The 21192-nt window shown below is 70.5% G+C and carries 20 protein-coding genes and 1 other RNA gene; 15 read left to right on the top strand and 6 right to left on the bottom strand.

Going from position 1 to position 21192, the window contains the following annotated elements; all coding sequences use genetic code 11:
- The first annotated feature begins 39 nt into the window (after positions 1-39).
- Positions 40-1104, top strand: a complete 1065-nt coding sequence (locus tag EYW49_RS08555) for an ABC transporter ATP-binding protein (protein ID WP_131308233.1) — start codon at positions 40-42, stop codon at positions 1102-1104.
- A 4-nt stretch (positions 1105-1108) separates the two neighbouring features.
- Positions 1109-1834 carry an HAD family hydrolase gene (locus tag EYW49_RS08550; protein ID WP_131308230.1) on the top strand — a complete coding sequence of 242 codons (726 nt, stop codon included), beginning with the start codon at positions 1109-1111 and terminating at the stop codon, positions 1832-1834.
- A 36-nt stretch (positions 1835-1870) separates the two neighbouring features.
- On the opposite strand, the gene EYW49_RS08545 is transcribed toward EYW49_RS08550, so the two are convergent.
- The gene (locus EYW49_RS08545; RefSeq protein WP_131308227.1) at positions 1871-2326 is read right to left on the bottom strand and encodes an RbsD/FucU family protein; all 456 of its coding nucleotides are present in this window, start codon (positions 2324-2326) and stop codon (positions 1871-1873) included.
- Positions 2327-2724: 398 nt separating this feature from the next.
- On the opposite strand from EYW49_RS08545, the gene EYW49_RS08540 reads away from it, so the two are divergent.
- The 4 genes from EYW49_RS08540 (at position 2725) to EYW49_RS08525 (ending at position 7892) form a co-directional block, all read left to right on the top strand.
- Positions 2725-3771, top strand: a complete 1047-nt coding sequence (locus EYW49_RS08540; RefSeq protein ID WP_131308224.1) for an HD-GYP domain-containing protein — start codon at positions 2725-2727, stop codon at positions 3769-3771.
- Positions 3772-3851: 80 nt separating this feature from the next.
- Positions 3852-4367, top strand: coding sequence for a hypothetical protein (locus EYW49_RS08535; protein WP_206365424.1), 516 nt, complete (start codon positions 3852-3854; stop codon positions 4365-4367).
- A gap of 44 nt (positions 4368-4411) precedes the next feature.
- Complete coding sequence (locus EYW49_RS08530; RefSeq protein ID WP_165498183.1) at positions 4412-7048, top strand: hybrid sensor histidine kinase/response regulator; 2637 nt, start codon at positions 4412-4414, stop codon at positions 7046-7048.
- Between the two features lie 115 nt (positions 7049-7163).
- The gene (locus tag EYW49_RS08525) at positions 7164-7892 is read left to right on the top strand and encodes a GntR family transcriptional regulator (RefSeq protein ID WP_228259543.1); all 729 of its coding nucleotides are present in this window, start codon (positions 7164-7166) and stop codon (positions 7890-7892) included.
- 13 nt (positions 7893-7905) lie between these two features.
- Here the strand turns inward: EYW49_RS08525 and EYW49_RS08520 are convergent, their stop codons facing one another.
- Positions 7906-8562, bottom strand: a complete 657-nt coding sequence (locus EYW49_RS08520) for a glutathione S-transferase family protein (RefSeq protein ID WP_131308218.1) — start codon at positions 8560-8562, stop codon at positions 7906-7908.
- A gap of 182 nt (positions 8563-8744) precedes the next feature.
- On the opposite strand from EYW49_RS08520, the gene EYW49_RS08515 reads away from it, so the two are divergent.
- On the top strand, positions 8745-9965 hold the full coding sequence (locus EYW49_RS08515; protein WP_131308215.1) for a polyhydroxyalkanoate depolymerase: 1221 nt from the start codon (positions 8745-8747) through the stop codon (positions 9963-9965).
- A gap of 39 nt (positions 9966-10004) precedes the next feature.
- Here the strand turns inward: EYW49_RS08515 and EYW49_RS08510 are convergent, their stop codons facing one another.
- The 4 genes from EYW49_RS08510 to EYW49_RS08495 form a co-directional block, all read right to left on the bottom strand.
- Complete coding sequence (locus EYW49_RS08510; RefSeq protein WP_131308212.1) at positions 10005-10559, bottom strand: cytochrome b; 555 nt, start codon at positions 10557-10559, stop codon at positions 10005-10007.
- A gap of 124 nt (positions 10560-10683) precedes the next feature.
- Positions 10684-11376, bottom strand: coding sequence for an SDR family oxidoreductase (locus EYW49_RS08505; RefSeq protein WP_131308209.1), 693 nt, complete (start codon positions 11374-11376; stop codon positions 10684-10686).
- Positions 11377-11971: 595 nt separating this feature from the next.
- Positions 11972-12490: a GNAT family N-acetyltransferase gene (locus EYW49_RS08500; RefSeq protein WP_131308206.1), complete on the bottom strand. Its 519-nt coding sequence runs from the start codon at positions 12488-12490 to the stop codon at positions 11972-11974.
- A complete protein-coding gene (locus EYW49_RS08495; RefSeq protein WP_131308203.1) occupies positions 12487-13536 on the bottom strand; it encodes a polysaccharide deacetylase family protein in 1050 nt (349 codons plus the stop codon). Before EYW49_RS08495 ends, EYW49_RS08500 begins: the two co-directional genes overlap by 4 nt.
- Positions 13537-13670: 134 nt before the next feature.
- On the opposite strand from EYW49_RS08495, the gene EYW49_RS08490 reads away from it, so the two are divergent.
- The 8 genes from EYW49_RS08490 to rnpB all read left to right on the top strand — a co-directional run bounded on the left by EYW49_RS08490 (position 13671) and on the right by rnpB (position 21070).
- Positions 13671-14459, top strand: coding sequence for an extensin-like domain-containing protein (locus EYW49_RS08490; RefSeq protein WP_131308200.1), 789 nt, complete (start codon positions 13671-13673; stop codon positions 14457-14459).
- A 78-nt stretch (positions 14460-14537) separates the two neighbouring features.
- Positions 14538-15794, top strand: coding sequence for a type III PLP-dependent enzyme domain-containing protein (locus tag EYW49_RS08485; RefSeq protein WP_131308487.1), 1257 nt, complete (start codon positions 14538-14540; stop codon positions 15792-15794).
- A gap of 127 nt (positions 15795-15921) precedes the next feature.
- On the top strand, positions 15922-16503 hold the full coding sequence (locus tag EYW49_RS08480) for a DJ-1/PfpI family protein (protein ID WP_131308197.1): 582 nt from the start codon (positions 15922-15924) through the stop codon (positions 16501-16503).
- Between the two features lie 95 nt (positions 16504-16598).
- Complete coding sequence (locus EYW49_RS08475) at positions 16599-16910, top strand: ribbon-helix-helix domain-containing protein (RefSeq protein WP_131308194.1); 312 nt, start codon at positions 16599-16601, stop codon at positions 16908-16910.
- A gap of 521 nt (positions 16911-17431) precedes the next feature.
- The gene (locus EYW49_RS08470; RefSeq protein WP_206365423.1) at positions 17432-18211 is read left to right on the top strand and encodes a J domain-containing protein; all 780 of its coding nucleotides are present in this window, start codon (positions 17432-17434) and stop codon (positions 18209-18211) included.
- Between the two features lie 32 nt (positions 18212-18243).
- On the top strand, positions 18244-19134 hold the full coding sequence (locus tag EYW49_RS08465; protein ID WP_131308190.1) for a peptidoglycan recognition protein family protein: 891 nt from the start codon (positions 18244-18246) through the stop codon (positions 19132-19134).
- Complete coding sequence (locus EYW49_RS08460; RefSeq protein WP_131308187.1) at positions 19131-20375, top strand: transglycosylase SLT domain-containing protein; 1245 nt, start codon at positions 19131-19133, stop codon at positions 20373-20375. The genes EYW49_RS08465 and EYW49_RS08460 overlap by 4 nt, the downstream gene beginning before the upstream one ends.
- Positions 20376-20620: 245 nt before the next feature.
- An RNA gene (gene rnpB / locus EYW49_RS08455) (RNase P RNA component class A) lies at positions 20621-21070 on the top strand.
- The last annotated feature ends 122 nt before the right edge of the window (positions 21071-21192 follow it).

Raw genomic sequence — 21192 nt, 5'->3', positions numbered from 1 at the left:
CCGCCCGATCGCCGGGCGACGGTCGTTCCAGGAGCTCCGATGACCTTCATCGACATTCGCAACCTCAGGAAGTCGTTCGGACCGGCCACGGTGGTGCACGACTTCGCGCTGGCGGTGGAGCGGGGCGAATTCGTCTCCTTCCTCGGACCCTCGGGCTGCGGCAAGACGACGATCCTGCGGATGATCGCCGGGTTCGAGACGGCGAGCGCCGGGTCGATCACCATCGACGGGCAGGAGGTCACCGACCTGCCGCCGGCCAAGCGCAACGTCGGCATGGTGTTTCAGGCCTACGCCCTGTTCCCCAACATGACGGTCGCCCAGAACATCGCCTTCGGCCTCAGGGTCGCCCGGCGCGGCCCCGACGAGATCGCCGCGCGGGTCGAGGAGATGCTGCGGCTGATCAAGCTGCCGGACATCGCCGGCCGCTATCCCTACCAACTGTCGGGCGGCCAGCAGCAGCGGGTGGCGCTCGCCCGGGCGATCGCCGTCAAGCCGCAGGTGTTGCTGCTCGACGAACCGCTGTCGGCGCTCGACGCCAAGATCCGGGTCAGCCTGCGCGAAGAAATTCGCTCGCTGCAGAAGGACCTCGGCATCACCACGATCTTCGTGACCCATGATCAGGAAGAGGCGCTGTCGATGTCCGACCGCGTGGTGGTGATGAACGAAGGCCGCGCCGAGCAGATCGGCACGCCGTTCGAGGTCTACAACTACCCGCGCACCCGCTTCGTCGCCTCCTTCGTCGGCACGCTCAACATCCTCACCGCCACGGTGATCGACGCCGAGAACGGGCGCCTGGCGATCGACGGACGCGAGGTGTTGGCGGCGCATACGGTCGAGGGGCGGGCGAGCGGTGATACCGTGACGGTGGCCCTGCGGCCGGAGGCGGTGACCTTCGGGGAAGCCGCGGACGGACGCGACGAGCTGGCCGGGACGGTCGAGGCGGTGAGCTTCCTCGGCGCCGTGGTGCGGATCCGCGTGCGGCTGGAGAGCCAGACGGTGTCGCTCGACGCCTTCAACCAGCCCGCGGTGCGCCTACCGGCGGCCGGCGAGCCGGTGACCCTGTGTTTCGCCCGCGACGATCTCCTGGTGGTGGCCGGCGGGTGAGGGCATGAGCGACGGCATTCGGGCGATCCTGTTCGACAAGGACGGCACGCTGCTCGACTTCTGGCCGAGCTGGGGACCGATCGCGGTGCGCGCCGGGACTCATGCGGCGCGCGGCGACGCCGCTCTCGCCGAGCGACTGCTGGCGGTCGCGGGCATCGGGCTCGACGGACGCCGGGCCGATCCGGACAGCGTCTTCGCGGCGGGATCGGCCGCCGACATCGCCCGCGTGTGGATCGCCGCGGGGGCGCCGGGCGACGTCGATTCGCTCACCCACGAACTCGATGCGATCTTCTGCGCGGCGGTCGGCGACGTGGTGCCGGTCGGCGATCTCGCGGCGATCCTCGGGCGTCTCGCTCGGCGCGGCTATCGCCTCGGCATCGCGTCGAGCGACGGCGAGGCGGCGATCCGCGCGACGGTCGAGCGGTTCGGGCTCGAAGGGCTGATCGACTTCGTCGCCGGTTGGGATTCGGGTCACGGCGGCAAGCCCGGGCCGGGCATGGTGCTGGCCTTCTGCCGGGCGATCGGGGTGGCGCCGGAGGCGGTCGCGGTGGTCGGCGACACGCTGCACGACCTCGCCATGGCCCGCGCCGCCGACGCCGGCCTGCGCGTGGCGGTGCTGACCGGCACCGGCACCCGCGCGCGCCTGGCGGCGGAAGCCGACGTCGTGCTCGGGTCGATCGCCGAGCTCGAGGCCCTTCTGGTCGACCCTGCCGCGGCGCCGGCCCCCTGAGGCTCGACGCCGCCGCGGTGGGCGCGGGCCCGGCGCTCAGCGCTCGGGTTCGCCGAAGATCACGCCCTTCTTGATCATGAAGCAGCCGTAGGCGCGCGGATCGCCGACCTGGACCACCGCGAAGCCGCGGGCGGCGGTGTCGTAGAAGGCGAAGCGTTCGATCCGGCCGAAGGTGGCGTCGGGGACCCGGGCGGTCAGTTCGGCGAGCACTTCGGCGTGGATCGGCAGCACCTCGTCGGGCTTGCCGACCACTTCGATGCGGCGGACCGGATCGGGCACGAAGGTGTCGATCGGCAGGACCGAGAAGATCGCCCGCGCGGCGCGGGCCATCGACATCGCCGGCAGCCGGATCAGACGGCCGGAGGTGGTGCGCCGGGCGATGGTCTCGGCCGGGAAGTTGGAATCGACGAAGGCGAGATCGTCGCCGTGGCCCATGGCGGCCAGAACCCACAAGAGGTCCGGGGTCAGGAGCGGATCGAGGTCGATGAGCATGGGGTGTCCTCCGATGGGCGGCGCGCTCTGCGGCGGCTCGGCCCGTTCTGTCTAGACCCGTGGCGGGGCGAGGGAAAGCCGCGAGGGCTCTGGTGGCGGTCGACCCGAGGCGAAGCGGGCGAGGACCGCACTTCCCCAACGTCATGTATTGGCGGCGCGAGGTCTGCCCTCGGCGATCGATGCGGGGGCGATCGGTAAAAATTGCAACAAATCGTCACGGCACTCGTAAGTCGCCATCAAGGTCGATGTGTCCGAATATGCGAGATATGCCGGCCTTTCTACTTTTACATTGAATTTGCGTTCATTTTTTTGCGCGTAGAGTGACGGTCTGGTCACGGCATTGGTCGAACCATGAAGAAGGTCATGGCTTCGAGAGATCGCAGGCGGGGATCGTGGACATGCACGCAGTTCTGATGGTCGACGACAACATGACGAACCTCGCTCTGGTCCGCCAGTTGGTCACGCGCGTCGGTGACTGCGAGGCGGTGGCGATGGCCGATCCGGTCGCCGCCCTGGCACTGGCGTCGGACCGGGTGTTCGATCTGGTGCTGGTCGACTACATGATGCCCGAACTCGACGGGATCGAGTTCATCCGCCGTCTGCGCCGCCTGCCGACCCACGAGCACGTGCCGGTGGTGATGGTCACCACCGCCGACGAGCGCGAGGTCTGCCTCGAGGCGCTGCAGGCCGGCGCGACCGACTTCCTCACCAAGCCGCTCGATCCGACCGAGTTCAAGGTACGGGTGCGCAACCTGCTCGCCCTGCGCTCCGCCCAGAAGGCCCTGGCCGATCGGGCCGCGGCGCTCGACGTCGAAGTGGCGGCCAAGACCCGCGAATTGCTCGATCGTGAACGCGAGATCGTCTGGCGCCTGTCGAAGGCGACGGAACGGCGCGACACCGATACCGGCGACCACATCGCCCGCATGTCGCGGATCTGTCGGGTGATCGCCGAGGCCCTGGGGGTCTCCGAGGAAGAGTGCCGGCTGCTCGAAATCGCCTCGCAGATGCACGACGTCGGCAAGGTCGGGATCCCCGACGAGATCCTGTTCAAGCCGGGAAAGCTGACGCCCGAAGAGCGGGTGGTGATGGAGACCCATGCGATGCTCGGTTGGGACATCCTGTCGGGGTCGCCGTCCAAGCTCCTGCAGATGGCCGCCGAGATCGCCCTCAGCCATCACGAGAAGTGGGACGGGACCGGTTACCCAGCCCGGCTCGCGGGCGAGGCCATTCCGCTGGTCGGGCGGATCACCGCGCTCGCCGACGTGTTCGATGCGCTGATGTCGGTCCGGCCCTACAAGGCGGCCTGGACCCTGGAGGCGGCGCGAACGCTGATCGAGGAGGGACGCGGGCGCCATTTCGATCCGGCCTGTGTCGACGCTTTCTTCTCGCGTTGGGACGAGGTCATCACCATCGCCGGCACCACGCCGGTGGCCTGCGCCGCCTGAGGCGACCGCCGCGGCGCGATCCCGAAATATCCCAACGCCGCCCGGGGCCGCTCGCGCGGTCCCGACGACAGGAGACCCGGATGTTCTTCAAGACCGTCGCTGCCCTGTTCGGTGTCGCCACGATCTTCGCGGTGGCCCTGCCGAGCGCCCGCGCCGCCACCCTGCGCGATCCGACGGGGCCGGTGGTGCTGACCGTCACCGGCAAGATCGGCGTCGCCAACGCCGGTCCCAAGGCCGATTTCGATCTGGCGATGCTGGAGGAACTGCCGGGGCGGACGACCACCATCGAGACGCCGTGGACCAAGGGTCTCGTCGCCTTCCAGGGCCCGCTGTGCAGCGTGCTGCTCGACCGCCTGCGGGCCGACGGCACCGTCCTGCACATCGTCGCGCTCAACGACTATGCCGTCGACGTGCCGATCTCCGACTGCCGCCAGTGGCCGGTGATCCTGGCGACCCGCAAGGACGGGAAGCCGATGCCGGTGCGCGACAAGGGACCGCTGTTCCTGATCTATCCGTTCGATGCCGAGCCGGCCCTCTACAACGAGAAGATCTTCACCCGGTCGGCTTGGCAGATCCGATCGATCGACATTCGATGATGCCTTCGGTGGTGGTCGCGGGGCGACCCGAGAGGAACCGGTCGATGCGCCTCGGCATACGTTGTTGGAACGCCTGCGAGGCGATCGCGCGCAAGAAGGGGCTGGTGGCGCTGGTCGGTGTCGGCCTCGTCCTGCTCGCGTCGATCATCGCGATCTTCGGCATGCTCTACGAACGCCAGAATTCGGTCGCCGTGAGCATCCGCGAAGATGCTCTGTGGGCGACCTATCAGACCGATCGTGAAGCCGGAAAACTCACCGCCACGCTCGCCGATTTTCTCGACGGACGCCCCGACACCAGTCTCGAGGAGGTGTTGCGACGTTTCGACATCCTCTATTCGCGTCACGAGGTGATGGAGGTCGCGGACTTCCCGAGCAAGTTCCGCTCCGATCCGGCCTTGCAGGAACTGACCGCCGATCTCGCCACCCGGCTGCACGGACTGCTGCCGGTGTTCGACCGGATGCAGGCGGAGCACGCCGTGCAGTATGTCGAGATGGTCGGTGTGCTCGGCAAGGTGCGGGCGTTGCGCTCGGTCACCGAGCGCCTGCTGTTCGCCACCAGCCGGGTGCAGGCGGAGATCCAGGTCGACGAGCGGTCCGAACTGTCGCGGATGTTCGCCGGGCTGGCGCTGTCGGTCGGGGCCCTGACCCTGGCGATGGGTGCGGTGATCTGGCTGATCTGGCGGCAGTTGCGCCAGGGCGAGGTGTCGCGCCAGCATCTGCAGACGCTCAGCGAGGAACTGGCGCGATCGGCCGAGGCGGCGCGCGCCGGCAACACCGCCAAGTCGGCGTTCCTGGCGACGATGAGTCACGAGATCCGCACGCCGCTCAACGGCATCATCGGCATGGCCGACCTGATGGCGACCGAACGTCTGGATCCCGAACAACGCGAACAGCTCGACACGATCCGACGTTGTTCCGATGCGCTGATCTCGCTGATCAACGACATCCTCGATTTCTCCAAGCTCGAATCCGGGGCGATCGACCTCGAGCGGCGCACCATGGTGCTCGGCGATGTGGTCGACGACGTCGTCGACATCCTGACGCCGCGGGTCGAGGGCAAGGATCTCGCGCTGGTCGCCAGCTACCCGCTCGGCAGTTACGAGACCGATCCGACCCGCCTGCGTCAGGTGCTGATCAATCTGGTCGGCAATGCGGTGAAGTTCACCGACGGCGGTGCGGTGGTGATCCGGGTCAGCGAACTGCGGGCCCGGCGGCGGGTCACGGGCCTGCGCTTCGAGGTCGAGGATACCGGCATCGGCATCGCCGAGGAGACGATGGGTCGGCTGTTCTCCGAATTCACCCAGGCCGACGCGACGATCAGCCGGCGCTTCGGCGGCAGCGGTCTCGGCCTGGTGATCTCCAAACGCCTGGTCGTCGCCCTGGGCGGACAGATCGGCGTCGACAGCCGACCGGACGTCGGCACCACCTTCTGGTTCGAGATTCCGGTCGAAGCGGTCGGCGAGCGGGACGAACCGCCGCCGATCGGCGATCTGACGGTGCGCGTCGGCGGCTCGCGCCGCTTGGTGAGCGAGCTCGTCGCGCGCGATCTGGCGTCGCTCGGTCCTGTCCTCGATCCGGTGCTGCGGGCGAGCCGCGAGCCGGACCTGACGATCTGGGACGTCGCCTCGTTCGAGGCGGCGGCGGCGGCGGGCGAGCCGATCGATCCGTCGCGGACCGTGGTCCACGGGTTCGGGGCCCGGCGTTTGTCGGGGATCGTCGCCGGGGTGATCGAAGGGGCGGTGACCACCCGACGTCTCGCCCGCATGCTGGCGCGCCGCGCCGGCTCGGAGAGCTTCGAGGCGGCCCCGCCGCCCGCCGACGACGGTCGCACCGCCGTCGCCCTGCGCCATCGCGGCCATGTCCTGGTCGCCGAGGACAATGCGGTCAATCGGCGCGTCGTCGCCGGCATGTTGTCGCGCCTCGGCTTCACCAGCGAAATCGCCGTCGACGGCTCGCAGGCGGTCGACCGGCTGACCCGGCCGGGCATCGACATCGTGCTGATGGACATGCAGATGCCGGTGATGGACGGGCTCGAGGCGACCGCGCGGATTCGGCGCGGCAGCGGCCTGTCGGCGGTGGTGCCGATCATCGGCCTGACCGCCAATGCCTTCGCGTCGGACCGCAACGCCTGTTTCGCCGCCGGCATGAACGACTTCGTGGTCAAACCCGTCACGCGCCACCGTCTGGAGGCCGCTCTGATGCCCTTCGCTCTAGATCTTCCGCTGCCGGCGCCGTCGAGCCGCACGTCCGAACCGCGCTCCGACATGTCGGAGGCCGCCGCCGCCTCGATCCGTGTCGACGACGCGCCGCTGCTCGACGTTCGGCATCGCCGCCACCTCACCGAGGAACTCGGCGCGGACACCCTCGACGAACTGACGGCGGTGTTCTGGGAGGACGCGACCACGCTGTTCGCGGCGATCGGCGCCGCCTGGGCGGCGGACGACCTCGCCGAGATGCGGCGGCAGGCGCTCACCCTCAAGGGGGCGGCCGCCAACGTCGGCTTCTCCGGCCTGGTGGCGGCGGCGATGGATCTGCGCCGCGTCGCGGCGTTCGATCGCCCCGACCTGATGATCCGTTTGTCGGCGGTGCTGATGAAGACCCGGTTGGCGGTGGCCGGGACCCGCGCGCCGGCCGCGGAGGCCGCGTCGGCGCCCGAGGCGCCCGTGTCTTTACAGGCCTGAGCCTTTCCGGCAGACTCGCGGTTCGCCTCGATACGGGGCGGCGCGCGCAGGCCGCTCCGGCGCCGCGAGCCGGGTGGTCCCGCCGCCCGTCGGGACCGACCACGGGAGGTGGGCCGTGAGCAGCGTCGAACAGATCGATCTCCGAGCGGCGCATCGTCCGGGCGGGGCGACGCGGGCCGACGTGATCCGGGCCGACGTGATCGGGGCGATTCTCGAACAGCGACTGCGGCCGGGCACCAAGCTCGGCGAGGACGAGGTCGGCTCGATCTACGGGGTCAGCCGGACCATCGTGCGGGCCGCGCTGCAGTCGCTCGCCCACGAAGGCATCGTGGTGATCGAGAAGAACCGTGGCGCCTTCGTCGCCCATCCGAGCGTCGCGGAAGCCCACGAGGTGTTCCAGGCGCGGCGTCTGATCGAGGCGGAGACCACCGAACGCGCGGCGGCGCGCTGCGACGCGGCGGCGGCGGCGGCGCTCGCCGCCCATCTCGACCAGGAGCGCCGGGCCAAGCGCCGCGGCGACGAGAGCGGGGCGATCCGCCTGTCGGGCGAATTCCATCTGATGATCGCCCGCATCGCCGACCACGGCGTCTATGCGAGCTTCCTCGGCGAGTTGGTGGCGCGCTCGTCGCTGATCATCCTGCTCTACCGCCGGGCGGTCGGGCACGCCTGCAACGTCGACCACCACGCCGCGCTGGTCGAAGCGATCGCGGCGCGACGCGGAGACGAGGCGGTGGCCTCGATGCGGCGCCATCTCGACGAAATCGAATCCGACTTGGAACTGGTCGACACGTCGATGGCGGTGTGGCCGCTCACCGACGTCCTCGGCCCGACCCGGCGTCGCTGAAGAGCCCGGCGGCTCAGAATTCGACGTCGAGTTCGTCGAGTTCCTCGGGTTCGGACTTGGCGGTCTCGATCCATTCGGCCATCAGCGGCCAGGCCATGATGGTGCGGCGGTAGCCCTCGCAGACCGCATCGAGCTTCACGTCGTAGGTGGTGAAGCGGGCGGCGACCGGCGCGTACATGGCGTCGGCGAGCGTCGGCCGGGCGCCGAACAGGTAGGGTCCGCCGGAGGTGCGAAGCGCGTTGCGCCAGATCACCGCGATGCGCTCGATGTCGCCGAGCGCCCCGGCCCAGACCTTGAAGCCGGAATAATGGGCGCCCAGATTCATCGGCAGGGCGGAGCGCAGGTTGGAGAAACCCGAGTGCATCTCGCCGGCGATCGAGCGGCAATGGGCACGCGCCACCCGTTCGAGCGGCACGATCGCCGCGCCGGGGTTCCATTCGTCGAGATATTCGGCGATCGCCAGGGTGTCCCAGATCTGGAGCCCGTCGTGGTCCAGCGCCGGCACCAGGAAGGACGGCGACAACAGCAGCAATTCGGCGCGGGTCGAAGGGTCGTCGATCGGCAACAGTCGTTCGTGGAAGTCGAGACCGCTCATCCGGCACAGGAGCCAGCCGCGCAGCGACCAGGACGAATAGTTGCGGCTGGAAATGGTCAGCGTCGCCGAGGCCATTGGGCGTTCCTCCCCCGAGAAAGCCTTGCGTGGAGCGCAGGTCACGCCCGGCCGGAGTGGCCGCGCGGGCGAATTGTCTCGCACCTCGTTCCGAATTGCACTAGCTTTCGTCGGATGCGCCCCATCCCTTCGCAGTATCCGCGAAGTGCGGGTGTCCTCCCAGCGACGGTGGTCCACCGAACATGCTCTATTTCGCCTATCAGAGCCAGAACGACGTCATGGATCCGATCCGGACCGTGGCCCGCTCGATGCTCTCGCTGATCGGCTCTTGGAACGGCATGGCCGGGGCCGGCGGCGCGCCGTTGCGCTCGATGGCCGCGGCCTACGAGTTGATCGCCCGCGCCGGGCTGACCCACACCCGCCCGGCCTATGGCATCGAGTCGGTGACGGTCGGCAACGAGACGGTGGCGGTGGTCGAGCGGTCGCGCTTCGTGGCGCCGTTCGGCACGCTCCTGCACTTCAAGAAGGACGTCGCCGTGGCGCAGCCGCGGGTTCTGGTGGTGGCGCCGCTGTCGGGCCACTTCGCGACGCTGTTGCGCAACACCGTGCGCACGCTGCTCGCCGATCACGACGTCTACATCACCGATTGGCACAATGCCCGCGACGTTCCGCTGGCCCAAGGTCCCTTCGCCTTCGACGACTATGTCGAGACGTTGATGACCTTCCTCCGGGTGCTCGGCCCCGGCACCCACGTGGTGGCGGTGTGCCAACCCTGCGTGCAGGTGCTGGCGGCGGCGGCGCTGTTGGCGGAAGACGACGATCCGGCGCAGCCGCGCTCGATGACCCTGATGGCCGGCCCGATCGATACCCGCATCAACCCGACCAAAGTCAACGAACTGGCGAGTTCCAAGCCGATCGAATGGTTCGAGAAGAACCTGATCGCCACGGTGCCGGGACGCTATCCGGGCGCCGGACGGCGGGTCTATCCGGGCTTCGTCCAGCTCTCGGCGTTCATGGCGATGAACATCGACCGGCACGTCAAGGCCCATGTCGAGCTCTACGAGAACCTGTCGCGCGGCGACATCGAGAAGGCGGCGGTGGCCAAGACCTTCTACGACGAATATTTCGCGGTGCTCGACCTCGACGCCGAGTTCTATCTGGAGACGGTCGCCCGGGTGTTCCAGGAGGCGCAGCTCGCCGAGGGCACGCTCGCCTATCGCGGGCGCAAGGTCGATCCGCGGGCGATCCGGCGGACTGCGCTGCTGACCGTCGAGGGCGAGCGCGACGACATCTGCGCGCTCGGCCAGACCGCGGCGGCCCACGATCTGACGCCGTCGCTGAAGCCCTACCGCAAGCGTCACCACATGCAGGCCGGCGTCGGCCACTACGGCGTGTTCTCCGGACGGCGCTGGGAGAACCAGATCTATCCGATCGTCCGCAATGTGATCCTGTCGGCCGATTGAGCCCGAGACCGGTCGGCGTCGCCACCGACCGGCGAGCCTTCAGCCGCGGCGGAACGGCAGCATGCGGGTCAGAGTGCGATCCTTCAGCCAGTAGTGATGGCCGAGGCCGGCGACGGCATGCAGGAGGGCCACCGCCATCAGGGCGTGGGCGGCCAGTTCGTGCAGTTCCTTGACCGGGCGGGCGGCGAGACGGGCGGTTTCGCGATCCGGCCAGACGAAGGGCGAGGGGATCTGGAACAGGCCGAACACCGACAGGCTGATGCCGCGGCGCAGCACGTAGCCGACACCGAGCAGGGTCACCGCGGCGAGCAACAGGTAGAGAACCCCGTGGCCGGCGGCGGCGAGCTTGCGTGCCCAGGGCTCCCAGGGGGTCTGCTCCGGTTCCGGCGACGTCCAGACGAGACGGCCGACGACGCGTCCGACCAGCATCAGGATCACCGCCAGACCGAGCGATTCATGGACGAAGACCGCGCCCTTCGGCCAGGCGTCGATGGTCAGTCCGAGAATCCAGGCGGCGACGACGCAGAGCGCGCTCGTCCAATGGAAGAACTTGGCGCCGGGCGCCCAGGAGGTCGATCGATCGGTCGCGAACATGCTTTGGTCCTCGGTATGGTAGATCGGGGCGGCGGGAGGTCCATCCCCGATCCCAGCCGATACCAGATCTCGCGCTCACGGCGGATGAATGTTTCGTCATATTCGTCCGCTCTTCGTCGGAGGCTCACCATTGCATGGTGGTGCCGTCCCAGACGTGGAAGGCCGGCGAATGGCCGATGCTCATCCGGTCGACGATGCGGGTGATGCCGGTGGCGCTCATCTCGGGGGTGAGTTCGGCACCGTCGCCGCCCATCTCGGTCTTGACCCAGCCGGGATGGCAGACCGCCACGGCGATGCCCTCGCCGCGCAGGTCGGTCGCCAGACACTGCATCACCTTGTTCACCGCCGCCTTGGACGAGCGATAGGCGACGCGGTCGGAGCCCTTGGCGGCCATCGACCCCATGGCGGTGGAGACGGTCAGGATCTTGGCATGATCGCCGCGGCGCAGCGCCGGCAACAACGCCTGGGCGACGGCCAGCGGCGCCAGGGTGTTGACTCGGAAGGTGTCGAGCCAACCGGCGAAGTCCATGTCGAGCGACGACTGACGCTGTGGGCCGATCACCCCGGCGTTGTTGATCAGCACGTCGAGCGGGCGGTCGTCGAGCCGGGCGGCGAGTGCAGCGATCGATACCGGATCGGTGACCTCGAGGGCATGGACCTCGACCAGATCGGGGAAGCGGGAGACCACCGCGGCCAGGCCCTCGACGGTCGAGGGATCGCGGGCGGTGGCGATCACCCGGTCGCCGCGGGCGGCGAAACACTCCACCAGGGCGAGGCCGATGCCGCGGTTGGCGCCGGTGATCAGGATGGTGGCCATGGGGGGAAGTCCTCGTGTCGGGTGGGCCGGGGTACAGCATGCGCGCGGGCGTGGGGTCCCGACAAGGGGGGCGTCGGCGAGGAGCGTGACCGGCCGGCGCCGGAGATCGGTCGATCGACCTCGCCGATCCGTCCGGGGGCGGTGCCACCTCGTTCCCTCCCCCCTCGAGGGGGAGGGACAGGGAGGGGGGCAGGGAGCCGCCTCCTCGACGGCCGCGCGAGGGGAGAGTCCGGCCCCCTCTCTGTCTCTCCCCCTCGAGGGGACCTTTGCACAATCCGTCCCAGGGTCTTCGATCCGCTCGAACGGATACCCGAGAGGGTGCACACCCACCGCCGTCATCCCCGGCGGCGCGGCACGCGCCGGGAAGGGGATCCATAATATTTTCAGTAGTTTACTGAAGTTCTGGGCTCCCTTCCCTCGCTGCGCTCGCCGGGAGCGACGGTAGAGCTCGATCTGCAGCGAAAAGAATCGGGAAATTACGCAAAGGTCCCTCGAGGGGGGAGAGGACGCCTACAGCCGAGCCCGTCGCGGGTCGACGCGGAACCGGCATGACCGACCTCGACGGTCAAATCTCGACATGACAGTCGTGAAGTCGTCAGCCGACGATCGGCGGCCCGAGCGGCTTGCGCATGAAGATCTCGGTCTGGCCGAGCACCGCCAGGTCGGGCGCCGGGCCGATCTCGACGAAGCCCAGCGCGCGATAGGCGGCGCGGGCGGGCGTGTTCCATTCGGTGACGCAGAGCCACAGATTGCTCGCCTCGCCGGCGACCTCGCGCCCCATCCACTCGACCACGCGGCGGGCGACGCCGCGGCGCTGGGCCTCCGGGAACACCGCGATCGTCTCGACATAGGGGCCGCGCATGAAGGGATGGCGCAGGCTGACGCAGCCGACCGGGCGACCGTCGAGGCGCAGGGCGAAGCGGTAGGTCGCGGCCATCGGCCGGGTCAGGCGCCTCCGCATCGCCTCGACCGGCAGGCCGGCGCGGGCCCAGGGGTCGAGGGTCGCGAGAACCGCGGCGATCGCGTCGACGTCGTCGCCGAGGGGTCCGAGGACGAGATCGCCGAGATCGTGGGTCTCGGCGGCGAAGGCGGCGGGGCGGGACGTGGGGGTCATGGCGTGGGCTCGGCGGTGCGGCGGGCGGGCGGGGCGATCGGCGGTGCGTCGGCGCCGCGCAGGCCCACGGCGGCGACCGGCAAGGGCGGGCGCGACGGACGTCGACCGGCGCTCCAGCGATCGTGGCGGTCGGTGTCGCCGGGGTGGGCATCGAAACACGTGTCGGTGATCACCGGGCGACCGCGGGCGAGGAGTTCGCCGACCGTCACGAAGCGATAGCCGCGGGCGGTGAGCGCGTCGATCAGGCGGGGCAGGGCGGCGCCGGTGTGGAAGCCGCGGCCGTTGGCGTGGGCCAGCACGATCGAGCCGGGGCGCACCCCTCGCAGCGTGTCGGCGACGATGTCGGCGGCGCCGGTCAGCGGCGACGGATCGCCGGTCGAGACGTCCCACTGGATCGCCGCCATGCCGGCCCCGGCGACCGCGCCGAGCGATCGCGCGTCGCAGGCGCCGAAGGGGAAGCGGAACAGGGTCGAGCGTTTCGCCGCCGCCGGCGAAATGCCGGGGCATTGCGGTCCTCCCGCGAGGGCGGCGCGGAAGGCGGCCTCCGGGGCGAGGATCTGCCGAGCCAGTTCGCCGTCGTCGACGGTGCGCAGGTTGGCGTGGGTCCAGGTGTGGTTGCCGATCTCGAACAGCGGGTCGGCGGCGAGCTCGGCGAAACGGCGGGGATGAGTGGCGGCCCAGTGGCCACCGACGAAGAAGGTGGTGGCGACGTGGCGGCGGCGCAACTCGTCGACGATCTCGCCGTCGTAGCCGGCGACCTCGTTTTCGGTCTCGCAGAGGTCGAACGTGAGGGCGACCAGTTTCTCGCCGGCCGGCAGCTCGACCCGGCGGATCGAGCCGCGCCGCTCGGGGGCGAGCGCCGGGGCGGTCGGCAGGTCGGCGAACGGTGGCACGGCGACGTGGGCGGCGGCGACGTGTTTGGCGATCGCCTTCTCGGCGGCCGTGCCGGGGGCCGGGCACAGGGGCCCGGGCGGCGCTTCGGTCGCGGCAGCGGAGCCGGTGAGCAGGGCGAGGAGAAGGGCGGCGGGAGCGAGCGGGCGGAACATCGAGGGTCTCGGGGGAAGGCGAGGGCGGGCTGGGAATCGGGGCCGCGCGCCCGGACGAGCGGCGCGAATCGACCCGATCGAGCGCCCATCGACGTTAACGCCGCGTTTCCCAATCCGCGCGCATCGTCGACGTCATGAAACGTGTTCTCACCGTCGCCCTGGTCATCGGATTGTCGGCTACGATCGGCGGCTGCGCGCTGTTCGGCTCCTGGTGGGGTCCGAAGCGGGCGGCCTGGCGATCGGAGGCCGAGCGCGCCTGCCTGACCGCCGGCGCCGTGCAGCCCTCCGCCGACGTCCGGCCGATGGGCGAGATCGACGGGCCGGGGACCTGCGGCGCCGATCGGCCGTTCAAGGTTTCGGCGGTCGGCCGGCGCAGCAAGGCGCCGCTCAACGAATCCACCGCGCTGAACTGCCCGATGGTGGCGGCGGTCGACGACTGGTTCGACCGCATCGTCCAGCCGGCGGCGGAGGCCGACTTCGGCCAGCCGGTGGTCGGCATCGAACACATGGGTTCGTACAACTGCCGCCCGATCGCCGGTCATCGCCAGATGTCGGAACACGCCTACATGAACGCCCTCGACGTCTCGGGCTTCAAGCTCGCCGACGGGCGCACGGTCCGGGTCAAGAACGGTTGGCGCTCCGGCGACGCCGTCGAGGTCGCCTTCCTCAACACCGTCGGGGCGGCCGCCTGCGAGGACTTCACCACGGTGCTCGGGCCCGATGCCGGCGCGGCGCACGCCGATCACATTCATCTCGATCTCGCCCGCCACGGCCAAGGCCGTCGCGTCTGCAAGGGCGGCAGCGAGCCGGTGCCGGAGGGCGGGCGGCTCTTGTCGTTCTTCGAAGGTGCCGAGCGCACCGGTTCGGTGCCCAAGGGCTCCGACGGCGAAGACGAGGACGATCCCGCCGCCCTCGACCGCTGACGTCGAATCGTCATGTTCTCTTCCCCTCGCCGTGTCACACCTGTCGGCATGACGGGGCGACGGAGGATCGGCATGGCGATGCGCAAGTTCGAGACGGGCCGCGAGGCGGCTCTGAAGCTGCGACCGGACGAGCCGGTCTACTGCTTCCGCCCGACGGTGCTGACCCGCGACGTCCAGACCTTCCTCGCCGCCTTTCCCGGCAAGACCGCCTATGCGGTCAAGACCAACGGCGAGCCTTTCGTCCTGAAGACCGTGGCGGCGGCCGGGGTGACCGCCTTCGACGTCGCCTCGCGCGCCGAATTCGAGGCGGTGCGCGCGGTCGCGCCGGCGGCCGAACAGCTCTACATGCACCCGGTCAAGGCGGTGTCGGACATCCGGTTGGCGCTGGAGCGCTACGGCATCCGGACGCTGGCCCTCGATCACCCCGACGAGTTCGAGAAGATCCGGATGATGGTCCAGGCGCTCGATCTCGATCCCGGCGAGATCCTGCTCGCCGTCCGCCTCGCCACCAAGGGCCACGCCGCCTACGAGCTCTCCAAGAAATTCGGGGCGGCGCCGGGCGAGGCGGTCGACCTCCTCCAGCGGATCGACCGTCACGGTTTCCGCGCCGGCCTGTGTTTCCACGTCGGCAGCCAGGTCGAGGACATCGCCACCTACGAGCAGGCGCTGGGGCTCGCCGCCGGGGTGCGCGACGCGTCCAAGGTGCCGATCGTCTCGATCGACGTCGGCGGCGGCTTTCCCGCGCCCTACGGCCGCGATCCGCGCACGCCGGAAAAGGCGGTGCCCGATCCCGGGCGGCTGATCGCCGACATCGTCACCGACCTCGATCGCTACGGCTTCTCCGGCGTCGACTTCGTCGCCGAGCCGGGGCGGGTCATGGTGGCGCGCTGCCTGTCGGTGATCGTGCGGGTGCTGCTGCGCGACGGCAAACGCATCTACATCAACGACGGCATCTGGGGCTCGCTGTCGGATTCCTGGACCGGCAAGATCACCCTGCCGGCCCGGCTGATCCCCGATCCGGCGCGGCGGCGGCGCAACGGCGATCCGACCCGGCTCGACGACTTCCGGGTGTGCGGCGTCACCTGCGATTCCGTCGACATCCTGTCGCGGCCGTTCTGGCTGCCCTCGTCGGTCGACACCGGCGACTTCATCGAGATCGGCCACATCGGCGCCTATTCGCTGTCGCTCCGGACCCGCTTCAACGGCTTCTATCCCGACACCTTCGTCGAGGTGGCACACGCCTTCGAGGACGATCGCGACGGGCTCGAGGGCTTCGCCACGGTCGAGACCTGGGGCGAGCCGGTGACCGAGGCGGTGGCCGGCGAGGACGCCTGAGAGGGTCCTCGCGGCTGCGTGATTTCGCGTAGTAGCCGCCTGTTACCCGAGGGCACGTGATTTCCCCGATCCTGAGGACAGAGGCGCCCGAGAAGGCGTCCGTCGATCATCACGGGAGGAAAATCACATGGCCAAGAAGATCCTGTTGCTCGCCGGGGACTATGTCGAGGACTACGAGGCGATGGTGCCCTATCAGACGCTGCTGGCGGTCGGGCATGCGGTCGATACGGTCTGCCCGGGCAAGGCGCCGGGGGACTCGGTCGCCACCTCGATCCACGACTTCGAGGGCGCCCAGACCTATTCGGAAAAGCGCGGCCACAATTTCGCGATCACCGCCGACTTCGCCACCGCGACCGTCGAGGCCTACGACGCGCTGGTGATCCCGGGTGGCCGGGCGCCGGAATATCTGCGCCTCGATCCGGCGGTGATCGCGCTGGTCCAGGGCTTCTCGGAAGCCGGCAAGCCGATCGCCGCGATCTGCCACGGCGCCCAGATCCTGGCCGCGGCGGGCGTGATCGCCGGGCGCACCGTGTCGGCCTATCCGGCCTGCGCGCCGGAGGTCCGTCTCGCCGGGGCGACCTACGCCGAGATCCCCATCGACGGCGCCTATACCGATGGTAATCTGGTGACGGCGCCGGCCTGGCCGGCGCATCCCGCCTGGATGGCCCAGTTCCTGGTGGTGCTCGGAACCCGTATCGAGCACGGCTGAGGGGGCTCGCCGCACGACCGTCGTCCTTGGGAGGGGAGGGCGGTCGTGCGGTTCCCATCCGGCGGCGACGACGGCCGGAGAGGGAGGGGAGCCCCATGTGTCACATCTTCGCATCGACCGATCCAGGACTGTTCGAGCCGGCGACGCGGTCGGTCCGCATAGCCGGCGTGGTCACCAGCCTGCGCCTCGAGGCGGCCTTCTGGCGCATCGTCGACGAGATCGCCGAGGCCGAAGGCCTGACCACCGGCAAGTTCCTGTCGACCCTGTGGGACGAGGTGGTCGAGATCCGCGGCGACGTCGGCAACTTCGCCTCGCTGCTGCGGGTGATCTGCTGCCGCTGGATCTCCGGCGAGATCACCGGTCGCGCCCGGCCCGAGGCCCTGGCGGCGGCGATCGTCGCGGCTTGAGGCGGGCGGAAGTTCCCGAGTCTTCTCAGGCGTCTGACGGCGCGGGCTGGGGCGACGAGTCCGGCCGTGCGTCGGCGTGGCCGCCGCGCCGTCTCGAGAGTATGGGGCATCTCTCTGAACGAACAGGGGAATTCCCGTTTCTGTGACGTTGGGTGAAGAGCTCCGTCGCGGGGGCGCGGGCCGGCGAAAAGACGAGTCGGCGGAATCGCTTGGCGCCACCGGCGTAGATTTCGATTCCGCTGCGGAAAGCGCCCACTTCATGTTCCGATTCCGCATCGGGTCGTTCGACTTCACGCTTCGATTCAACCGGCGCCCCGGCAGGACCATCGCCTCCGATCGCCGCGAAGCCGCCCATCCGCCCGACCGGTCGCCGCCGGCTCCGGCCGGGGCGGAGGTCCGAAGAGCGGGCCGCTTCGTATGCATCCGTCCCGACCGTCGCGCCGGGCGGTCCGGTTGATCGCCGTGGCCGGGCGTGGTTACGATCGGGGGACGCGGCGCGGTGCCGCCGGAGAGACACGACCTTGCGCAGCGGGACCCGGGACGACAGCCTCCACGATCTGATCGACGAGGCGCAGGAGATCCGTTGCGGTCTGTGGCAGGCGCTGCGGCGCGCCCTCGGGGTGGTCGGCGAGATGACCGGCCTCGCCCCGCTCTACGACGTGATCGCCACGCGGCTCGCCGAATGGGGGGCGGCGCGCGAGCCGGTCGCCTTCACCGTGGCGCTGATCGCCCTGTCGGCGAAGATGGCGCGGGCCGACGGCGTGGTGTCGATCGACGAGGTCGAGATGTTCCGGCGGATCGTCGAGATCCCCGAGGGCGAGGAGCGGGCGGTCGAGCGGCTGTTCGATCTCGCCCAGCGCGACATCGCCGGCTTCGAGTCCCATGCCGCGCGCATCGCCGGGCTGGCGACCGCCGATCCGGTGCTGCTCGGCGACGTTCTCGAAGGGCTGTTCCACATCGCCGCCGCCGACGGCTTCGTCCACGAGCGCGAACTGGCCTTCCTCGAACGGGTCGGCGAGATCTTCGGACTGGCGGGGCCCGCCTTCGAGCGCATCGCCTCGGGCTTCGTGCGCCGGCGCGGACCCGACCCCTATCGCATCCTCGGCATCCCCCGCGACGCCGATGACGAGACGGTGAAGAAGGCCTGGCGCAAACTGGTGGTCGAATGCCATCCCGATCGCCATTTCGCCCATGGCCTGCCGCGCGAGGCGATGGCCATCCTCACCGACCGCATGGCTTCGATCAACGCGGCTTTCGAGCAGATCCGCCTGGAGCGCGGCCTCGGACGGGTGGCGGGCTGACGGATCGCCGCCGCGCGGTATATGATGGGTCCATGACGAGCCTCATTCCCTCCGCGGCGCCCGTGCTCCTCGCGGCCGCCGACAGTGGTCTGGTCGCCGATCTGCGGCCGTCGCCGAACCACGGCGAACGGCGCGGGCCCTTCGCGACCCACGGGCCGGATCTGGTGGTGCTGCATTATACCGGCATGCCGGCCGGGCGCGGTCTCTCCGCCGCCGAGCGGGCGATCCGCTGGCTGACCGATCCGGTCTCCGAGGTCTCGGCCCATTACGTCGTCGCCGAGGACGGCGCGATCACCCAGCTGGTCGCCGAGAGCCGGCGAGCTTGGCACGCCGGCCGCGCCTCGTGGCACGGCGAGAGCGACGTCAATTCCGCCTCGATCGGCATCGAGATCGTCAATCCCGGCCATTGGTGGGATCTCGCGGTGACGCCCGATCGCGACCCGGGCGCGCCGGTCGAGGTCCATCCCGGCTGGATCGACTATCCCGAGGCGCAGATCGCCGCAGTGATCGCCCTGGTCGGCGACATCGTGGCGCGGCGCGGATTCGATTCCCGCCGGGTGGTCGGCCATTCCGACGTGGCGCCGGGGCGCAAGCGCGATCCCGGCGAGCGTTTCCCGTGGGGACGGCTGGCGGCGGCCGGGCTCGGGGCGGCGATCGATCCGGTGCCGATCGACGGCACGACGACGCCGCGGCTCGAGCTCGGCGACGCCTCGCCGCCGGTGGCGGCGCTGCAGCGGCTGCTGGCGATCGCCGGCTACGGGATCGTCGTCGACGGCGTGTTCGGCGAGGCGACGCGGGCGGTGGTCGAAGCCTTACAACGGCATTTTCGGCCCGAGCGGGTCGACGGCCGCGCCGATCGCTCGACCTTCGAGACCCTGCGCGCGCTCGTCGACCGCGGCGGATCGCCGGGAGGCCGGACATGACCGGGCGGCGCGGGATCGGCTCGGCGGTGATCGTCCGACGGACCGCCGGCCGGGCGGCGGCGGTGCTGGCCGCCTGGGCGGTCGCCGGCTTCGGGCCGGTGCCGGTGCCGCGGCCGCGCCCCGAGACGACGACGAGCGGCCCGCGGGACACCGCCGAGACCCCGGCAGTGACCGTCCGCCCGGTGTCGGTGCCGGCCGAGGCGGCCTTCCCGCAGAGCTTTTCCGCCGGGGTCCTCACCGACGGCGGGACTCCCCTCACGACCACGACCACGACCACGACTGCGCCCGAGCCCGAGTGGGCGGTCGCGCCGGCGTCGCCGCCGGCCGGGCCGGTTGCGGCCGCGCCGTCGCCGCCGTCGGGGCGCGGCGATCGTCTGGTCCCGCCGGCCCGCATCGCACCCGTACCGCCCGAGCGCATCGCCGCGGCCTTCGATCTGTTCCCGGCGCCCACCGGCCTGCGTGGGGCGAGCGGCACCGGCCCGGTCGGCGGTGCGCCCTTCGTCGCGCCGGCCCCGGCGGTGATCACCCCGCGGGTGGCGTTGGGCGATCCCGCCCCCGCGCCGATCGCCGGACTTCTCGCCTTCGCCCCGGAGGAGCCGGCGGCGGCGATCGATCGGGCGCGCGCCTCGCCGGGTGGACGGCCGATCGCCGTGCCCTTGCCGCGCCAACGGCCGCGGCCGATCGTCGAGACCGCGGTGTCGGATCAGCCGGCTCTGCCGGCTCTGCCGGCGGCGCGTCCGCGAGACGAGGTCCGGCTCGCCTCCCTCGGGCCGACGCCGGGCGAGAGCGTCGACGAGGACGGCGAGGCGCCGGTGGCGGCGGGGATCCGGCGGGCGAGCGGCGAGCCGCGGCGCATACCGACGCGGGCCGAGCCCTATCTGGCGCTGTTGCGGCGCGAGGCGGCGGCCAACGGCGTGCCGCTGTGGCTGGCGATCGGCGTCGGCTGGGTGGAGAGCAAGTTCGATCCGAACCTGCGCGGCCGGCACGGGGTGATCGGCCTGATGCAGGTGATGCCGGGGACGGCGCGTTACCTCGGCTACCGCGGCCCGATCGATCGGCTGCGCGATCCCGAGACCAACATCGTATGGGGGATGCGCGAGCTCGGCGCCGCCTGGAAGGCGACCGGCGGCGACGCCTGCCTGACCATCGCCAAATACACCGGCGGCATCCGCACCACGACGATCACGCCTGCGGCAGCGACCTATTGCCGGACGGCCCGCGACGTCACCGGGATGAGCTGAGCAGGGCGTGGGCGGTGAGGCCGCGCCTCGCGCGACGCCGGTTCGATTGCTCGCGTTCGCCGGAGTTTGGCGGCGTGGCGGGATCTCCTTCTCCCACGAGGGGAGAAGGGGGGGCGCCCGTGGCCGATCCACGGGACGCCCTCACCGCCGGCGCACGCTCCGCCCTGCGTACACCCCTCGCTGCCGCGCACCCCGCACCGCGCGCGCCCTTGACCGCGGCGGCGGGAGGCCTCAGAAGATCCCCACCAGTCGGCCGGGCGGCCGCTCCGGGTCTCGAAAGAGGCGCGGGGAGGAAAGTCCGGGCTCCACGGAAAGACGGTGCCGGATAACGCCCGGCGAGGGCGACCTCAGGGACAGTGCCACAGAAAACAGACCGCCTCGGTCCGGACGGCGTTCGCGTCGTCCCGTCCGCAAGGGTGGAAGCGGTGGCCGCAAGGGCATCGGTTCGATCGAGGTCAGGGTGAAAAGGTGGGGTAAGAGCCCACCGCGGACCCGGCAACGGGGACGGCACGGCAAACCCCACCGGGAGCAAGACCGAATAGGGGCGGCGCGGGCTCGAAAGAGTTCCGGTCTTTTCCGGACCAGTCGCCCGGGTTGGTTGCGCGAGGCGTCCAGCAATGGGCGTCCCAGACGAATGGCCGCCACGTGGGGGAAACCCCGCCATACAGAACCCGGCTTACAGGCCGACTGGCCCTTTCTCCTCACCCGGCCGGCGACGCTCGCAGCGTCGACCGCCCGGGTGAGCGAGCGCGGCCGCCGTGGTTTCCCGGCCACGCCCGGGCGTCCCGTCCGGCTCGTAAACGGGCAGTTAACCCTA

The organism is Siculibacillus lacustris (assembly GCF_004328075.1).
Classification (GTDB): Bacteria; Pseudomonadota; Alphaproteobacteria; order Rhizobiales; family Ancalomicrobiaceae; genus Siculibacillus; species Siculibacillus lacustris.
Note: the sequence above shows the minus strand (reverse complement) of the source record. Positions and strands in the feature narration are given on the sequence as shown.